Here is a 17409-nt window from a genome sequence, read left to right on the forward strand (position 1 = left end):
ATGAAATTTTTTAAACAGAACATCGTTTTACATTTCAGAAACAACTTAAACTATAAAAGAATTCTTATGAAAAAAATAAACCTTTTACTACTTGCAGTTTTGGCGATATTCGCTTCTTGCTCAGGTGATGATACCGTAGCAAGATCAACGGTAACTATTGATATTTCTGGTCTTGAGCGCTTAGAAAATGGTGCTGAATACCAAGCTTGGATTTCTAATGGTGCCGATGTGATCTCACTAGGTAGATTTACTGATGTGAAATTTCCTAAGAGTTTTGAAGCACTTACCGGAGATGTTGAAGGTGCTACGCAATTTTTGTTAAGCGTAGAGCCGGGCAATGATTCTAGCGCTGAAATTAGTCAGTCTATTTTGCTGAGTGGAGATTTTGTAGGGAATGCAGCTACGGTTGACGTTTCTCAAAATTTTGGTTCGTATACCAGCGCGTCTGGTCAGTTTGTACTGCAAACGCCTACAGATAATGTGAGCACTAATGAAAACAGTGGATTATATTGGTATGTACCTGCAACAGGACAACCGGGATTAAAATTACCTACTTTACCGGCAGGATGGAAATACGAAGGCTGGGTAACCGTTCCGGGGGCTAGTGGTGACGTGGATCTTTCTACAGGACGATTTACTAACGTGAACAATGCTGATGAATCAGATCCTTTCAGTTTAAACATAAACCCTGCACCGGATTTTCCGGGTGAGGATTTCATTAATGAAAATGTGTTAAGCGCATACGGGGTAAATACATTGCCTAACCTAGTAGGGAAGCAAGTATTTATAACAATTCAACCTATTTTTGACAACACCAGCAGCTCTTCTTCTATCAGTCCATTTGTATTGCGTCCTCTTGTAGGAACTGTGACGCAGGAAGCAGGATCTAGTGTAACGAATACAATGCAAATAAACACGGCATCGTTTCCGGTAGGTCGTGTGACACGTGATTAGTTCTGTGATCATCTTAAAATAAAAAAAACCGGCTAATTGCCGGTTTTTTTATTGGTTATAGTTTGATAGCGCTTAAACTAGTTTGTTGATTTTTTCAATGAGTTTGCTCATATCACTTTGAAGCTTGTCAACCTGACTTTCTAAATGCTGCACACGTTTATTGGCATCCATATCCACAACATTTAACGAGCTTGTGATTTTACCTCTAACCACTAATATTTCAAGAATATTTTTAAGGTCATAGCTCACACTTTCGTACTTGCTGTTATCGCTTATCAATATTATGGCATCGTTAGGTAAATCTTTTTTTATACGTTTGGTTAAAACCGATTTTGCAGTTACAATTACCGCTACAGAACCGTCTAAAATTTCGTTTAGATCATCTGTATGTTGTGTAATAAGAATATCACCGTGCATTAGGGTAGGCATCATACTGTCACCTTCAACTTCAAAAAGTTTTTGACCTTTTGAAGGTTCGTAGCCCGGCAGTTTAAACATGTCTAAGGTTGACATCCATTGTTCATTATCACGGTTTTCAATAAAACCTGCTCGAGCCTCCACATTAATTAATGGTACAAATCCATTTGTTGAGTTCATCATAATAGAATTATGAGAACCTTTTAAAATGCGATCTGTAGGAACGCTGTACAATTTACTAAGCGTGAGCAAGTGTTCGGTCGTGATTGAATTCTGACCGTTTTCAATTAAGGAATAGGCGCCCTGAGTGATGCCGAGTTCTTCGGCTACTTTCTTTTGTGAAAGCGAAGCACCTTCCCTGAGGGATTTAAGTTGTTTTGATACTGACATTTTAGATTAGGTTTAGGGAACATCTAATTTCTTCAAATATAAAGATAAAATAAAATAATATTGTTTTTAATTATATTTTTAAGCAATAATTCTATTTTTCCACGATAACTGAGAAACTAATGATTTTAAACTCTTAAAAAAAGTTAAATAGTGATAATATAATAATGATAAGATGACTTTTTGTAAGATTTAACCGTTTAAAAGGACAGTGCAAAAGTTATTTATCGATAGAATAGCTTTGATAATCTACCTACGAAATCAAATTGAGATTATGCTAAAAAATTGAATTTCAAGCAGCTAATATAGCCGGAAGATTGTTGACTAAATTGTGTAAAAGAACCTTTGGTTTTGATGTTTTGAAAATAGATAGAAATGCTATTTTTGTTTATGCAAAATAACGTACTCATTCTAGATTTCGGATCGCAGTATACCCAGTTAATCGCCAGACGTATACGGGAACTCAATATCTTCTGCGAGATCAAACCATTCAACAATTTACCTGAAGATTTAAGCAGCTATAAAGCTGTGATTTTATCAGGCTCTCCATCATCAGTTAGAGCAGAAGATGCTCCGCACCCTGATTTATCTCAAATAAGAGGGAAAAAGCCTTTGCTTGGGGTATGCTATGGAGCGCAATATTTGGCGCATTTTCACGGTGGTGAAGTGGGGCAGTCCAATACCAGAGAATACGGTAGAGCTAATCTTTCTATGATTAAAGAGGATGAAGCGTTTTTTGAAGGTGTAGAAGTAGGAAGCCAGGTTTGGATGAGTCATAGTGATACGATTAAGTCTTTGCCTAAAGGTTCGGTGAGACTTGCAAGTACGCACGATGTAGAAAATGCGGCTTACAGAATAGGTGGAGAAGAGACATACGCAATTCAATTTCACCCAGAAGTATACCACTCTACAGACGGTAAGAAGATTTTAGAGAATTTCTTGATTAATATTGCTAAGGTTGAACAAACCTGGACTCCCGATAGCTTTGTTGAAAGTACTGTAGCGCAATTAAAGAAAAAGGTAGGTTCAGATAAAGTGATCTTAGGCTTGTCTGGCGGAGTAGATAGTTCAGTGGCAGCAATGCTTTTGCACAAAGCGATTGGTAAAAACCTGCACTGTATTTTTGTTAATAACGGACTGCTTAGAAAAAATGAATTCCATGACGTATTGCAACAATATGAAGGCATGGGATTGAATGTAAAAGGGGTGGATGCTTCTGATCGTTTTTTAAGTGCATTAGCAGGTAAGAGCGATCCTGAAGAGAAGCGTAAAACCATCGGTCGTGTATTCATCGAAGTTTTTGATGATGAAGCGCATATGGTTGAGGATGCAAAATGGCTGGCTCAGGGTACGATCTATCCTGATGTGATCGAGTCTGTTTCTGCTACCGGAGGCCCTTCGGCAACAATAAAGTCACATCATAATGTAGGCGGTCTACCAGATTTTATGAAGCTTAAAGTGGTGGAGCCTTTGCGAATGCTTTTTAAAGATGAAGTTCGCCGAGTGGGTGCAAGTATGGATATGAACCCTACTTTATTAGGAAGGCATCCATTCCCTGGACCTGGCCTTGCCATTAGGATTCTTGGAGATATAACACCAGAGAAAGTACGTATTCTTCAAGAGGTTGATGCTATATTCATAAACGGATTACGTGATTGGGGATTATATGATCAGGTGTGGCAAGCTGGTGCTATGTTGCTGCCTGTAGATTCTGTTGGAGTGATGGGAGACGAGCGTACCTATGAAAAATGTGTTGCCTTGCGTGCTGTAGAAAGTACAGATGGGATGACTGCAGATTGGGTAAATCTGCCTTATAATTTTCTTCAAAAAGTTTCAAATGATATAATAAATAAGGTTAAAGGCGTTAATAGAGTAGTCTATGACATCAGTTCTAAACCACCCGCCACGATTGAGTGGGAATAGAAGATTTAACAGCGTTTAAAACTCATTTATATGGCAATACCTCATAATTTTATGAGGTATTGGTGTAAAAAATAAACACAATGAAAAACATATCAATTCTTTTCGTAGTCATTTTTGTAGTGTTCAGTTGTTCGAGTATTGGGCAGCAAAAATATGCAAGTCATCAAGTACGGGAAGGCGAAACAGTATCTAGTATTGCTAACAAATACAACGTTACGGTTTATGAAATTTACAGACTGAATCCTGAAGCTAAAAGCAAATTGTATCCTGGTCTGGTCTTGATTTTACCGGGAGGCGAGTCAGCACCGGGCGGATCAGAAATTTCTGCAGACGGAAAGTTTATACTACACACAGTAGCTAAAGGCGAGACATTATATAAGCTGTCTAAAAAGTATGATGTGGCTGAGTCAGAGATCAAACGTTATAACAAGCATCTTTACAGCGCAGAGTTGAGAAGAGGCGAAACGGTGAAAATTCCTAATACTACTGAAGCTGTGACAGAAGACGATTCTGCCAAACCGGCGGTAACAAACAGAAAGCATATTGTAAAGCCTAAGGAGACTAAATACGGTCTTGCTTCTATGTACGGTATTACCATTGCTGAATTGGAGCAAATGAACCCGGAAATTAAAGAGGGCTTGCAAATAGGAACTATTTTAAATGTTCCGGATAAATCATATGCTAAAGATGCAGTGCTTGAAGAGAGTAAGTATGGTTTTTATGAGGTTAAACCCAAAGAAAACTTTTTTCGACTTACCCAACGTTGGGATATGACCGAAGATGAATTGATCGCTTTAAATCCTTCTTTAAATGACGGACTTAAAAGCGGTATGATTTTAAAGCTTCCGAAGGAAAAACTTAGTAATACTGCTCTAGACGTTACCGGCGAGGCTACACGTTTAGCGGATAATTTAACTAACAGATCAACCAAGAATATCGCCGTGATGTTGCCTTTTAATCTGGGCAAAACTGTTGTAGATACCGGTGATGTTCGAAAAAAAGTACTTAAAAATGATCGGGTAATGAATATTGCCCTTGACTTTTATAGTGGAGCTTTGATGGCTATTGATTCAGCAAAAGCTTTGGGTATTTCTTCGAATTTATATGTGTATGATACGCAATATTCGAGAGGAGATGGTAAAGCGGGTAATGATCGCAAAATTGAGCAACTCATCAATAATGGAGATTTTAATAAAATGAATGCTGTTATTGGTCCGTTGCTTACGTCGAATGTCGAAAAAGCAAGTCAATTATTAAGAGACCGTGCCATACCGGTGGTTTCTCCAATCGTGCCTAATGTAAGTATGCGCTCTAATATGTTTCAATCGCGCCCTGATGATGAGATTTTGAGAGAGCAAATGCTGCGTTACATTAAGCAGGAAGGAAAAGGAAAAAACATAATTGTTATTGCAGATTCTAAAAACACAGGTATTAAGGCGAAACTTTTAGATTTATATCCAAGCGCTAAAGTGGTTTTTCCGGAGTCTTCAGATAGCGGCTATTATCTAAGAGCGAGTAATCTTACCTCTAAACTTTCAGAAACTATAGATAACTGGGTGATTTTAGAAAGTAATGATATTGCGCTAATCAGTAGTGTAACTACAAGCCTGAGTACGCAAGCGGCAAGTAAAAAGATCACTTTATTGACTACAGACAAAGGTTCAGCATATCAGAGTGATGATATTTCAAACATTACCTTAATGCGTCTTAATTTTCATTTCCCTTCGGTAGCGCGTAGCTATACCGAAAATCACGCAGGTTTTGTTCAGGCCTATGCAGATAAATACGGATATGTTCCCAACAGTTATGCGGTGCGCGGTTACGATCTTACTTTTGATACTATTTTGCGTCTTGCGGCTGCAGAAAGTCTTTATGATGCTGCAGATGCGGGTTATATTACCCAATACGTTGAGAATAAATTTAAGTATGTGCAGGATCCGGTTTCGGCGGGTTATTTCAATACCGCAGCTTATATTTTGAAATATGGAGAAAATTTAGAGGAAATCGTTGTTGAAATCCCCTCTGATCAAGGATCTTCATCTTACCTAAAAAACTAAATCATGACAAGTAAAGTAGTATATCTGGGTAATTTACGTACCGAATGTGAACACGTTAAATCAGGTAACACGTTTATCACGGATGCTCCAACAGATAATAATGGAAAAGGAGAAGCTTTTTCTCCTACCGATACTGTAGCGACTGCTTTAGCAAGCTGTATGCTCACGGTAATGGGTATCAAGGCTGCTCAGATGGAAGACGTGCATTTAGATGGTTCTACTGCTGAAGTGACTAAAATAATGAAAGCAGAGCCTCGAAGAATCGCTAGAGTAGAAGTGAAGCTGAATTTAAAAGGAGTGGCTGATGATAAAAACCGAAAAATTCTAGAAAATACTGCAAGAACGTGTCCCGTATTAAATAGTTTACATCCTGATATGGAAAAGGAAATCATCTTTAATTGGATGTAATTTAGTGGAGATTGTTATAAAATAACATCAATAAAAAAGCCCGATCAATTTGATCGGGCTTTTTATTTCTAAGCGGAAGTATTGTTTAATTAGGCGTTATAGCCTTATTTTACTTTATTTACGATTGCTTCAAAAGCTTCTGGGTGATTCATTGCTAAATCTGCAAGTACCTTACGGTTAAGTTCGATGTTTGCAGCTTTAACTTTACCCATAAACTGAGAATAAGACATTCCGTGCATACGAGCACCCGCGTTAATACGAGTGATCCATAACGTACGGAAATTTCTTTTCTTTTGACGACGGTCACGGTATGCATAAAGCATAGCCTTTTCCACCGCATTTTTAGCAACTGTGTAGACGTTTTTACGTCTTCCAAAGTAACCTTTGGCTTGCTTCATTACCTTTTTTCTTCGGGCTCTAGAAGCAACTGAATTTACTGATCTTGGCATAATTTAATTGTTTTTGTAGCAGGCGGGTGACAAGCACCACTTTTAAAACTCTAACTTTTTTCGTTTTGCCCAACTCCAGGGTTTATAAAATAATTTAACCGGTTACGTGCTTATTTAAGACGTAACATAATTTTCACGTTATTCTCGTCAGCTTTGTGTACCAAAGTGTCGTGAGTTAACGCTAGCTTACGTTTCTTAGACTTTTTAGTCAAGATGTGACTCTTAAACGCGTGCTTTCTTTTGATTTTACCAGTACCTGTAAGCTTAAAACGCTTTTTAGCACTGCCTTTTGTTTTCATTTTAGGCATAATTCCTAGTTTATTTAATTATTCCGCTTATTACTGTTTGTTGTGATTTTTTTAAATCAAAACAATCCCGGCCTTTCTAAAAAGGTCGGGATTTATATTTTAAAAAGTCTAATGACTTTTATTTACTTTTCTTAGGAGCCATAAACATAATCATACGTTTACCCTCCAATTTTGGCATTTGTTCAACTTTACCATATTCTTCAAGATCTTGTGCTAAACGAAGCAATAAAATCTGACCTTGATCTTTATAGATGATTGAACGCCCTTTAAAGAACACATACGCTTTTAATTTAGCTCCTTCTTCTAAGAACTTCAGTGCGTGTTTCTTTTTAAACTCGTAGTCGTGATCGTCTGTGTTAGGACCAAATCTAATTTCCTTTACGACCACTTTAGAAGCTTTTGCTTTAATCGCTTTTTCACGCTTCTTTTGCTCGTAAACAAACTTTTTATAGTCCATTACCTTACAAACCGGTGGATTGGCGTTAGGAGAAATCTCCACTAAATCCAATTCCAGTTCTTGAGCGATTTCCAGTGCTTTGCTGGTAGGATAGATATCCATCTCTACATTATCGCCCACAAGGCGCACCTCACGTGCACGAATTTTTTGGTTGATATTGTGTTGGTCTTGCTTTTGGACTCTTGCGGGTCCTCTTGATCTTTTTCTACGTATTGCTATGGCTATATAATTTTAATTAAACTTCAAATTTTTTCAATGTCTTGGAGATTTCAGCATCAATCAGTTCAGCAAATTTTGCAACTGTCATCGTTCCTAAATCTTCTCCACCATGTTTACGTACAGAAACCGTACCATCATTGGCTTCTTTCTCGCCAATTATTAACATGAAAGGCATTTTCTGCATTTCTGCTTCGCGAATCTTCCTTCCCATAGTTTCTCCACGATCATCTATCGTGGCACGTACGCCATGATTTTCGAGCAAAGTTAATACTTTTTGTGCGTAATCCTCATAGTTTTCACTGAGTGTTAACACGGTAGCCTGTTCTGGCATCAACCAAAGTGGGAAATTTCCACCGGTGTGCTCAAGCAAAATAGCAACAAAACGCTCTAAACTTCCAAAGGGTGCTCTGTGAATCATCACCGGGCGGTGTTCTTCATTATCACTGCCTTTGTAAGTGAGTTCAAAACGTTCAGGAAGATTGTAATCCACCTGAATGGTTCCTAACTGCCAACTACGGCCTAACGCATCTTTTACCATAAAGTCTAACTTAGGCCCGTAAAACGCAGCTTCGCCGGTCTCTACGACATAATTTAAACCTTTAGCTTTAGCGGCATTGATGATCGCATTTTCGGCTTTTGCCCAGTTCTCATCAGTACCTATATACTTCTCCTTATTCTCAGGATCTCTTAAAGAAACCTGAGCGGTAAAGTTTTCAAAACCTAGTGAACCAAATACATAAAGTACAAGGTCAATTACTTTCATGAACTCATCGTCCAGCTGATCTGGCGTACAGAAAATATGCGCATCATCTTGTGTAAACCCACGTACACGTGTAAGTCCGTGCAATTCACCGCTTTGTTCATATCTGTAAACCGTACCAAATTCAGCATAACGCTTAGGGAGATCACGGTAACTCCACTGCATCGCATTATAGATTTCACAGTGATGCGGACAGTTCATAGGCTTCAATAAGAACTCTTCACCTTCTGCCGGTGTCGTAATAGGTTGAAAGCTATCTTCTCCATACTTTGCATAATGCCCAGAAGTCACATAAAGTTCTTTTTGACCGATATGTGGTGAAACCACCATCTCGTAACCTGCTTTTTTCTGAGCAGCCTTTAAGAAATTTTCAAGACGCTCACGCAAAGCGGCACCTTTAGGCAGCCATAATGGCAGTCCTTGTCCTACTTTCTGCGAAAAAGTAAAAAGCTGAAGCTCCTTACCTAGTTTTCTATGATCGCGTTTTTTTGCTTCTTCAAGTAACTCTAAGTATTCTTTTAAATCTTTTTGCTTCGGAAATGAAATACCGTAAACTCGGGTAAGTTGCGGCTTGTTTTCATCGCCTCTCCAGTATGCTCCGGCAACGCTCATTAATTTAACCGCTTTTACAAAACCGGTATTAGGCAAGTGGCCGCCGCGACATAGATCTGTAAAGGTATCGTGATCGCAGAAAGTGATCGAGCCGTCTTCTAAATTTTCGATCAATTCTACTTTATACGGATTGTCTTGCTCTTGATACATTGCCAGCGCATCTGCTTTAGAAACACTGCGCATTGAAAACTCGTGTTTTCCGCGAGCGATCTCAAGCATTTTATCTTCAATCTTTTTAAAGTCGTTCTCGCTGAGGGATTTTTCACCAAGATCTACGTCGTAGTAAAATCCTTTGTCTATTGCGGGACCAATGGTAAGTTTTACTCCCGGATACAATTCTTCTAAAGCTTGCGCTAAAATATGCGCCGAAGAATGCCAGAAAGCCTTTTTACCTTCATCATCATTCCAAGTAAACAAAACAAGTGCACCATCCTCGGTAAGTGGAGTGGTGGTCTCAATCGTTTTGTTATTGTATTTGGCAGAAATAACATTACGCGCCAAACCGGCACTTATGCTATTTGCAACATCAAAAGGTGTTGCCCCGCTTTCAAATTCTTTTACGCTGCCATCTGGCAAAGTAACTTGGATCATAATAAAATTTTAGGCTGCAAAGATAAAGGCTTTTGCGAGAAAATTAGATAGGAGTTATTCAAAAATTTATAGAAGATTTTAAGCGCTTCAAACGTATTAAACAGTGTTTGTTTTTTCGAAGCATTACAGAATTCCACGTGCTTTTATTTCCAAATATTTATTGATGGTATTTACGGTTAAATCTTCGGGCTTGGTAAGTACGGTTTGAATGCCGTTTTTTTCAAGTTCCTTAACCATTAACTTCTTCTCATAGTGTATTTTTTGGGCAATCGTCTTATGATAGATTTCTGGTGTATTCTGAGCTTTTTTAGTGATTAGAACTTCTAGTTCTGTGTTTTCAAAGAATATAACTACCAGAACGTGCTTTTGCGAAAGTCCTTTTAAATAGGGCAATTGGCGTTGCATTGCGCTGCTATGCTCAAAATTAGTGTACAAGAGCAATAAACTGCGGTGGGTTATTTTTCGCTTTACTTCAGCATATAATCTACCGAAATCACTATCAAGAAAATTTGTTGAGATCGAATAAAGGACTTCAAGAATAGTATTTAAATGCGTTTTCTTGCTGCTGGCTGCGAGATGATTGTGTATGGTATTGCTGAAGGTTAACAACCCGGTTTTGTCGTTCTTCTTTAATGCTATATTGCTGAAAGCAAGGGAACTGTTTATCGCATAATCGAGTAGGGTAAGGCCATTGAACGGCATTTTCATCACGCGGCTTGCATCTATAATAGAGTAGACAGGTTGTGATTTTTCGTCCTGAAACTGATTGATCATCAGCTCGCCACGCTTAGCGGTTGCCTTCCAATTTATGGTACGCACGTCATCACCACTCACATATTCTTTGATCTGCTCAAACTCCATCGTATGACCTATACGCCTGATTTTTTTGAGACCAAATTGCGTCAGTTTATTATCAATCGCCAGAAAGGCATATTTTTTCATCTGAATAAATGAAGGATATACTTTGACCTCTTGATCTTTGCCGAAAGTAAACCTGCGTCTGGCGAGATTTAAAGTGGAATTGACATAGATATTCAGGCGTCCAAAAGTATAGACTCCGCGTTCTACCGGTCTTAATTGATAGTTGATTATAGTTTTTCCGCGAGACGGAATGCTTCCGGTTTTTAGAAAATCACGTTTTTGAAACTGAACAGGAATTTCATCAATCACCGAAATACCAATAGCAAAATTATACTTGCTTTGAATCGCTAAGGGGACTTCATTAAGATCACTATTAGAAAATTTCTCAGGAAGCTTCCGTGATGCGTTTATTCCTTCCTTGTTTTTAAAAAGTAGTACGACATCAAATAGAAATGCGACACTTAAAAAAAACGTTCCTAAGAGCGCAATGCTAAAAAGCGTATGCCACCAGTAGGAGAAAAGAAAGAGTACGATAAGCACAGCGAGTATAAAAAATAGTCGCTTACCGAGATAAAGATTTTTTATGAAGTTAATGATGCGCACTAACGAGGGACTTCAACAGATTGTACTAACATATCGATAACGGTTTCCGGAGTCATACCTTCCATCTCGCGTTCTGGAGAGAGAATAACCCGATGGCGTAAAACCGGAGTTACGGAGCGTTTAACATCTTCTGGAGTTACAAAATCTCTCCCGGCAATCGCAGCAAATGCTTTTGCAGCGTTCATAATAGACAGGGAAGCACGAGGCGATCCTCCTAGATATAAATGTGGATGCGTACGCGATTTTACCGTGATCTGCGCGATATAGTTGAGTATTTTTTCTTCTACTAGAATCTTACGGGTTTGCTCACGATATTGTTGAAGTTGCTCTGGTGAAAGTAAACTATTGATAGTTTCTGCTTGTGAACCGGTACGCTCGCTTTGTGATTTAAGAATTTGAATTTCATCCTCAAGGTCGGGGTAATTCACTTTGATCTTGAATAAGAAACGGTCAAGCTGTGCTTCGGGAAGGGCGTAAGTTCCTTCTTGTTCAATAGGGTTTTGTGTGGCTAAAACCATAAAAGGTTTTTCTAATTCATAACGATGCCCATCTATGGTGATCTGGCGTTCTTCCATCACTTCAAAGAGTGCAGCCTGAGTCTTAGCTGGAGCGCGATTGATTTCATCAATTAAAATGATGTTAGAGAAAATAGGCCCATGTTTGAATTCAAAATCACTGGTTTTCATATTTAAAACCGAAGTTCCCAGAACGTCACTTGGCATTAAATCTGGCGTAAATTGAATACGACTAAAACCAGTGTTCAATGTTTTGGCAAAAAGTTTTGCGGTAACCGTTTTTGCAATTCCCGGAACACCCTCGATCAAAACGTGACCATCAGAAAGCAGAGCGACGATCAACAGCTCTATAAACTCGTGTTGGCCTACAATCACTTTTGCAAGTTCAGTTTTTAAAGCAGCTACATTGTCTCGTAATTCTTCAAGCGGAATTCTGCTCTGAAACGCTAAATTTTCTGAAGCTTCATCCGTTGAATCTTGAGGTGTATTTTGATTTTCAGGGTCTTTATAGGATTCTTCCATAACTAATGGGTGTTTTTAAAATTTTCTACAAGCGTATTGAGCTTTATAAGTTCGTCCTCGCTCACAACAGCTTTTTGTCTGATCAAGATAATATAATCTACGAGTGTTTTAATTTCGGATTGTGGTTTGCCGCTTTTAGCGGTTAATTTTTCAACAAAATCCTGACTGAAGCGCTCTGTTGACAAGGTATAAACGCTGCGTATATGCTCTAAGATATGATTGATCTGGTGCATCGCGATTTGTCGATTGTCTTTTTTATCAAGGTACATTCCTGCAATAGTTCTTGTATAATCTAATGTTTTATTAGGTAACGGCTGAATTATCGGAATGCTGCGCTGCTTGCGCTTTCCTTCAAAAATAACCCACAGAATCGCTACAAGAATCAGCAAGTACCACGACCATTTTAAATATTTATTGGTCAAAATCAATCGCAACGGAGAAACAGCATATTCTTTACTGTTTTTATAATACTGATCTAAGTATATCGTGCCATCATCTGGGAGGTAAGACAGTGCTTTTGCAGTATATTCTGCATTAGTACTGTCTAATATAAAAACATTGGTAAAGCCTTCTGGGAACGTGTGTAAATAGACAGTCCCGTTCTTGTACGGTGTTTTTATAAAATTGACCTTGGGCTTTTTTATCTGTGAGGAATCATTATCACGAATCAAATCAAACACGCCAAGAACAGTTGTTTTAAGAGTGTCTATCTCATCAAAGTAAACGGTACCAACATCTTTATTTAACCGAAAAGGGCGTTCTGCTTTTAACCGCGGATTGGTAAAATTAACCAGCGGTCGTTTTTTTAGGTTAGCCGTTTCGCTATAAAAATTTAGACCTAACCAAAGGCTATCTAAAATGGTTTTGCTAATAGAGCCGGCGGAAACAAAAAGGGTATTGCCTCGTCCTACCCATTCTAAAAGTTTATTACTTTCGGTGGCATCATTATAAACACTTCCGTTTAGGAAAAAATAAGTACTTCCTGCCGGTAGGGTGCTGTCTTGTAAAAACTCAAATGGGGGAATGTTGACTTCTTCAATTCGGTTTGCATTGATCACACTTGGCAATTGCTCGTGAAAAACATAGGTGCCAAAAGGAATTTTATCCTGCTTACCGTATCCCTTAAACCAGTTGATGGGTTCGGGTTGTGAAGCTTCGGCAAGAATCAAAACCGCAAGAAAAGCGATGAGTACCCCTGCCATTATTTTATAGCGTTTGCTCATAAATCTGCAGTGGTCTTTTTAAATTCTTTTTCGGCTTTTAAAAACTGGTGCGAACTCACATTAAAATTTCCGTACCAAATAAAATCGTAGATCCGGGTTAACTTGGTGAAGTCTGCACGCAAGGTATCGTTCTTGATTTCATAAATATAATCGGCATTGGTTTTTTGCACTTGCCAATCTATAATATCTTTTTGCGCTAACTTTTGTAATAACAGTAAATAGTAAAAACGTACGGCGAGTCTATAATTGTTTTCTTTCAGCGCAGTGTCAATAAGTTCTTGTATGTTTTGGGTCTCTATTATTTTTTGTTCGTCTGAAAGAATGACTTTGTTCAAAGCATTTGTTTTGAGAGGCGAACCGCCAAGGTCAATGCGCATAAAGAGCCAAACGAGTAATGCCACGACCAAAATAATGATCAAATAAGGCAGTGCTTCAATTAGAAAACCAAGAATACCGCCAACTTCTTCTCCCTGTAGAAGCCATTGAATAAAAGAAGCCCAGAGGTCATTGAGCCAGGTTTTAAAGCGCGTCCAAATATTATCTGGTGGAACAAAAGCCACATAGTCAAAGGCGTCATCCTGACGGTATTCTTCAAGTGCTTGCTCCTCAAAATATTTAGGCGCCACAACACTGTCATCATAGCGCACTTGCTGGGCTACAGTTGTTGAATCGTTTGTATTTTGAGCAAATGCTGCAAACGGAAACAAGCAAATCAATATGTAAAACAGCTTAGTGATCATTAAAGGTCTGAGCCAATACTTTCTATAGTTTCAAAAGTTCCAGTTTGATTTTTCTTTTCATTCAGATTGAAATAAATGAAAGCGATCGCGATGGCAAAAATTCCGGCAAGAATGTATTGCACCGCCGATGAAAGCACGCTCAGCGTAATATAAACCCAATCAAACATACTTGACATATCGCCTTGAGAGATTGTTTCAGCAGAAAGAAAACCTTTGGTTAAGCTATATAAAATCACAGGGAGTGAAAGTACAATGTTAGCGATGTAAAGTAAAATACCTAAAACTAACATTGTGGCAAAGGTGATCCACCATTCATTTTTGATGAGTTTAAAACTGTCTGAGATAGAATCTCCCACAGCTTTATTTTCAAAAACCAGAATGGCCCAAGCTAACGACAGAGGAATCGCAATATAAACTCCGGGAAAGAAACACAGCATAAACCCAAAGAACATCATTATGAAAATTAGAAAAGTGAGCCCGGTTAAGCTACCCAATTCTGATTTTACAGAACGTTTTAACTCATCTTGATCTACAACCCCTTGATTGGCAACATATAGCTTGATATAGTTCAAGATGGTACCATAGAGCACACCATAATAAAAAAACAGGGCGATAAATAAAGCTAAAATGGGTAGGAATAAATTAGCTGCGCCAAAAGTACCACCCTCTAAAAATGAAAAGTTGGCTGTTGCGCTCGTGTAGTATGCAGAGATAGCTATCAATACTAAAAATGGAATCGCCGCATTGCGTAAAAGTGCTTTAAACAATGGTTTGTACTCCAGCCGAATGAATTTAAATGTATCGGTAATTATGTCGCCTAGTTCGCGTTGCTTTTTAAATGTGATTAGTTCTTTCATCTAATGGTTGTAGTTGTTTTTTGAAATATATTCTGGGGTATACGACGTAGTAAAATAAAATTAGTAACAAAGAAAGTGTAATAATTAAGATGGCTAGCCAGTCTGGCATTTCGGTATGCCGGGTAACAAAACCTTCTAAAAAGCCGGCAATAATAAAAAACGGAATCGTACTCACCACGATTTTTAATCCGTCTTTCATACCGCGTTTAAACGATTCTAGGCGAGTATAAGTTCCCGGGAATAAAATACCGTTTCCTAAAACCAAACCCGCTGCGCCGGCGATAATAATCACCGAAATTTCGATCGTACCGTGAATCCAGATCGTGCGTACAGATTCCCATAGCAGTCCTTTATCATAAAAGAAATATTGAAAAGAACCCAGCATAACTCCGTTTTGCATCATTAGATAAAGGGAACCAATACTGAGTAAAATTCCGAAGATAAAAGCCATTAGCGCGACTTTAATATTATTTACCGTGATGCCCATAAACATTTCAACCTCGTTCATTTCTTTATATACCCTCATGGGATCGTTATCAGCAATATTTTCTAAGGTCATATTTACATAAGCATCTCCCAGTATACTACGCACGTAAGCGCCATCTGTCGCAGCGCTATAAGCACCTACGACACAAAATAGGGTAAACACTAAGAAAGAAATGAGCAACTGGCGCTGATACTTGTACATCAACAACGGAAATTCTTGAGTGAAAAAAGTGATAAAACGTGTGCTGGATTCTCGCTTGGTTTTATAGATTTTTTGATGCGATTGCGAGGCCAGATGGTTTAAGTATTGCGCGGTTTTACTCTGAGGATAAAAGGTCTTCGCATAGCTAAGATGATCTGTAACTTCAAGATATAAAGCAGATAATTCGTCAGGTGATAAATCAGTATGATTACCAGACAGAACGTTTTCAAATCTTATCCATTTGTCCTTATTTTGCTTCACAAAAGCCGCCTCGCGCATAAATTGAATTGTTGTGATGCTCATTAAAACAGCCTCAAAATGGGGTTTAATGAGAATGGTATCGTTCAAAGATAAAAGAATAGTAGATTACGTGTGCTTATTTAAGGCCTAATTTATTTTTTTGCATTTTGAGCGCTCGGAAACAAAAGTTTTAATAAACATTTTTTAATCTCGATTGTCGGGAATAGCATTTAAATTAATGGATAATTTTCAAATTGAAACTGCTCAAAATGTGAGCATACAGCAGCAAGTTGCAGGTATTGGTGATCGTATTTTGGGCTACTTGATAGACCTTTTAATTTTAGGTGCTTACTGGATTGCCTCTATCTTTTTGCTTTCTGCGTATGGACTGGACTCTAATTCTAGCGGTTCGATCAATATTTACTTTATGATCGTTGGGATTCCTTCGTTTTTATACTTTTTATTACTCGAAGCTTTTTGGGATGGTCGTACCCCGGGCAAGGCCGCTTTAGGTTTACGTGTGGTAAAAATAGATGGCTCAAAACCGGGTTTTGGAAGTTATTTTGTGCGCTGGTTGATGCGTATGGTAGACATAACTCTTACCAGTGGGGGAGTAGCGGTATTTACCATTTTGCTTAACGGAAAAGGGCAACGCCTTGGAGATATCGCTGCCGGAACAACCGTAATTACTGAACGTAAAAAGGTAAGAATCAGCCATACAATTTTAGAAACTATAGCAGACGATTATGTGCCTAAATATCCACAAGTGACTGTGTTTACAGATGCCGATATTCAAAAGGTAAAAACCATTTACACCGAAGCACGCATGCACAGCAAACACAATGTTATTCTAAAATTGAGTCAGAAGTTGGCGGCAACTATGCAGATTACTCCAGAAGAAACACCTTTTAACTTCGTAGATCGCGTGCTTAAAGATTATAACTATTACACCCAGCAGTAATGGAAAATATTGCCAGTATAATTGATATTTTAGGAACTATCGCATTTGCGATTTCGGGAGTGATCACGGCAACAAAAAAGCGTATGGATCTTTTTGGAATCTTGATCATTGCGACGGTTACTTCGGTGGGCGGTGGCACTTTACGCGATTTACTCATTGGCAAATCGCCGGTTTCTTGGTTGCTAGATTCAACCTTTGTGTATATCATCGTTGCGACTACTATAGTAGGTATTATTTTTAGAAAACAATTGCGTTACGTGCGCAGATCATTATTTTTATTTGATACCATTGGTATTGCGTTATATACGGTCACCGGTGTAGAAATTGCATTGTTGATCAACCTGGACCCGGTTATTTGTGTGGCTCTCGGGACCATTACCGCTTGCTTTGGAGGGGTGATTCGCGATATTCTGTGTAATGAAATTCCGGTGATTTTTAGAAAGGAAATTTATGCAAGTGCGTGTATAGCAGGAGGAACGTTGTATGTCATTATGCACCATTACGGCATTGCTGCCGGTGTAAATGCGGTAGTTTCAGGACTTGTGGTTGTGATCATCAGAACGTTAGCGGTGGTATATGAAGTGCAACTGCCTTCTATTTATAGCAAGGCAGAGCGGTAGCAGACTGCAATTACTTTCGTAGCTTTAAAAAAACTTT

General features: G+C 38.5%; 17 protein-coding genes. 6 read left to right on the plus strand and 11 right to left on the minus strand.

Annotation, left to right across the window (positions count from 1 at the left end; genetic code table 11):
* Window positions 1-66 precede the first annotated feature (66 nt).
* Entirely contained in the window at window positions 67-954 is an 888-nt protein-coding gene (locus tag LDL79_RS14885; protein WP_225598283.1) for a hypothetical protein, read from the plus strand.
* 72 nt (window positions 955-1026) lie between these two features.
* Here the strand turns inward: LDL79_RS14885 and LDL79_RS14890 are convergent, their stop codons facing one another.
* The gene (locus tag LDL79_RS14890; RefSeq protein ID WP_167597243.1) at window positions 1027-1761 is read right to left on the minus strand and encodes an XRE family transcriptional regulator; all 735 of its coding nucleotides are present in this window, start codon (window positions 1759-1761) and stop codon (window positions 1027-1029) included.
* A 387-nt stretch (window positions 1762-2148) separates the two neighbouring features.
* On the opposite strand from LDL79_RS14890, the gene guaA reads away from it, so the two are divergent.
* The 3 genes from guaA (at window position 2149) to LDL79_RS14905 (ending at window position 6146) form a co-directional block, all read left to right on the plus strand.
* Complete coding sequence (gene guaA / locus LDL79_RS14895) at window positions 2149-3681, plus strand: glutamine-hydrolyzing GMP synthase (RefSeq protein WP_225598284.1); 1533 nt, start codon at window positions 2149-2151, stop codon at window positions 3679-3681.
* An 80-nt stretch (window positions 3682-3761) separates the two neighbouring features.
* Window positions 3762-5738 (plus strand): LysM peptidoglycan-binding domain-containing protein, encoded by a 1977-nt coding sequence (locus LDL79_RS14900; protein WP_225598285.1) that lies wholly within the window; start codon window positions 3762-3764, stop codon window positions 5736-5738.
* A gap of 3 nt (window positions 5739-5741) precedes the next feature.
* On the plus strand, window positions 5742-6146 hold the full coding sequence (locus LDL79_RS14905; protein WP_225598286.1) for an OsmC family protein: 405 nt from the start codon (window positions 5742-5744) through the stop codon (window positions 6144-6146).
* A 104-nt stretch (window positions 6147-6250) separates the two neighbouring features.
* On the opposite strand, the gene rplT is transcribed toward LDL79_RS14905, so the two are convergent.
* From rplT to LDL79_RS14955, 10 genes are all read right to left on the minus strand, one after another.
* A complete protein-coding gene (rplT, locus tag LDL79_RS14910; protein WP_009780461.1) occupies window positions 6251-6595 on the minus strand; it encodes a 50S ribosomal protein L20 in 345 nt (114 codons plus the stop codon).
* 110 nt (window positions 6596-6705) lie between these two features.
* On the minus strand, window positions 6706-6903 hold the full coding sequence (gene rpmI / locus LDL79_RS14915) for a 50S ribosomal protein L35 (RefSeq protein WP_009780460.1): 198 nt from the start codon (window positions 6901-6903) through the stop codon (window positions 6706-6708).
* Window positions 6904-7021: 118 nt separating this feature from the next.
* A complete protein-coding gene (infC, locus tag LDL79_RS14920; RefSeq protein WP_072979225.1) occupies window positions 7022-7573 on the minus strand; it encodes a translation initiation factor IF-3 in 552 nt (183 codons plus the stop codon).
* 22 nt (window positions 7574-7595) lie between these two features.
* Window positions 7596-9542, minus strand: coding sequence for a threonine--tRNA ligase (thrS, locus tag LDL79_RS14925; RefSeq protein WP_225598287.1), 1947 nt, complete (start codon window positions 9540-9542; stop codon window positions 7596-7598).
* A gap of 123 nt (window positions 9543-9665) precedes the next feature.
* Window positions 9666-10997 carry a DUF58 domain-containing protein gene (locus LDL79_RS14930; protein WP_225599984.1) on the minus strand — a complete coding sequence of 444 codons (1332 nt, stop codon included), beginning with the start codon at window positions 10995-10997 and terminating at the stop codon, window positions 9666-9668.
* An 8-nt stretch (window positions 10998-11005) separates the two neighbouring features.
* Window positions 11006-12043, minus strand: coding sequence for an AAA family ATPase (locus tag LDL79_RS14935; RefSeq protein WP_225598288.1), 1038 nt, complete (start codon window positions 12041-12043; stop codon window positions 11006-11008).
* A gap of 2 nt (window positions 12044-12045) precedes the next feature.
* Window positions 12046-13266: a DUF4350 domain-containing protein gene (locus LDL79_RS14940; RefSeq protein WP_225598289.1), complete on the minus strand. Its 1221-nt coding sequence runs from the start codon at window positions 13264-13266 to the stop codon at window positions 12046-12048.
* Window positions 13263-14006 (minus strand): DUF4129 domain-containing protein, encoded by a 744-nt coding sequence (locus LDL79_RS14945; protein ID WP_225598290.1) that lies wholly within the window; start codon window positions 14004-14006, stop codon window positions 13263-13265. The genes LDL79_RS14940 and LDL79_RS14945 overlap by 4 nt, the downstream gene beginning before the upstream one ends.
* Window positions 14006-14863, minus strand: coding sequence for a YciC family protein (locus LDL79_RS14950; RefSeq protein WP_225598291.1), 858 nt, complete (start codon window positions 14861-14863; stop codon window positions 14006-14008). The genes LDL79_RS14945 and LDL79_RS14950 overlap by 1 nt, the downstream gene beginning before the upstream one ends.
* The gene (locus tag LDL79_RS14955) at window positions 14841-15830 is read right to left on the minus strand and encodes a stage II sporulation protein M (protein WP_225599985.1); all 990 of its coding nucleotides are present in this window, start codon (window positions 15828-15830) and stop codon (window positions 14841-14843) included. The genes LDL79_RS14950 and LDL79_RS14955 overlap by 23 nt, the downstream gene beginning before the upstream one ends.
* 199 nt (window positions 15831-16029) lie before the next feature.
* Here LDL79_RS14955 and LDL79_RS14960 point away from each other — a divergent pair, with 199 nt between their 5' ends.
* Together LDL79_RS14960 and LDL79_RS14965 are read left to right on the plus strand one after the other, a co-directional pair.
* On the plus strand, window positions 16030-16752 hold the full coding sequence (locus LDL79_RS14960; protein ID WP_225598292.1) for an RDD family protein: 723 nt from the start codon (window positions 16030-16032) through the stop codon (window positions 16750-16752).
* Window positions 16752-17372: a trimeric intracellular cation channel family protein gene (locus LDL79_RS14965; protein WP_225598293.1), complete on the plus strand. Its 621-nt coding sequence runs from the start codon at window positions 16752-16754 to the stop codon at window positions 17370-17372. The genes LDL79_RS14960 and LDL79_RS14965 overlap by 1 nt, the downstream gene beginning before the upstream one ends.
* The last annotated feature ends 37 nt before the right edge of the window (window positions 17373-17409 follow it).

The organism is Leeuwenhoekiella palythoae, assembly GCF_020310025.1.
GTDB classification, from domain to species: Bacteria; Bacteroidota; Bacteroidia; order Flavobacteriales; family Flavobacteriaceae; genus Leeuwenhoekiella; species Leeuwenhoekiella palythoae.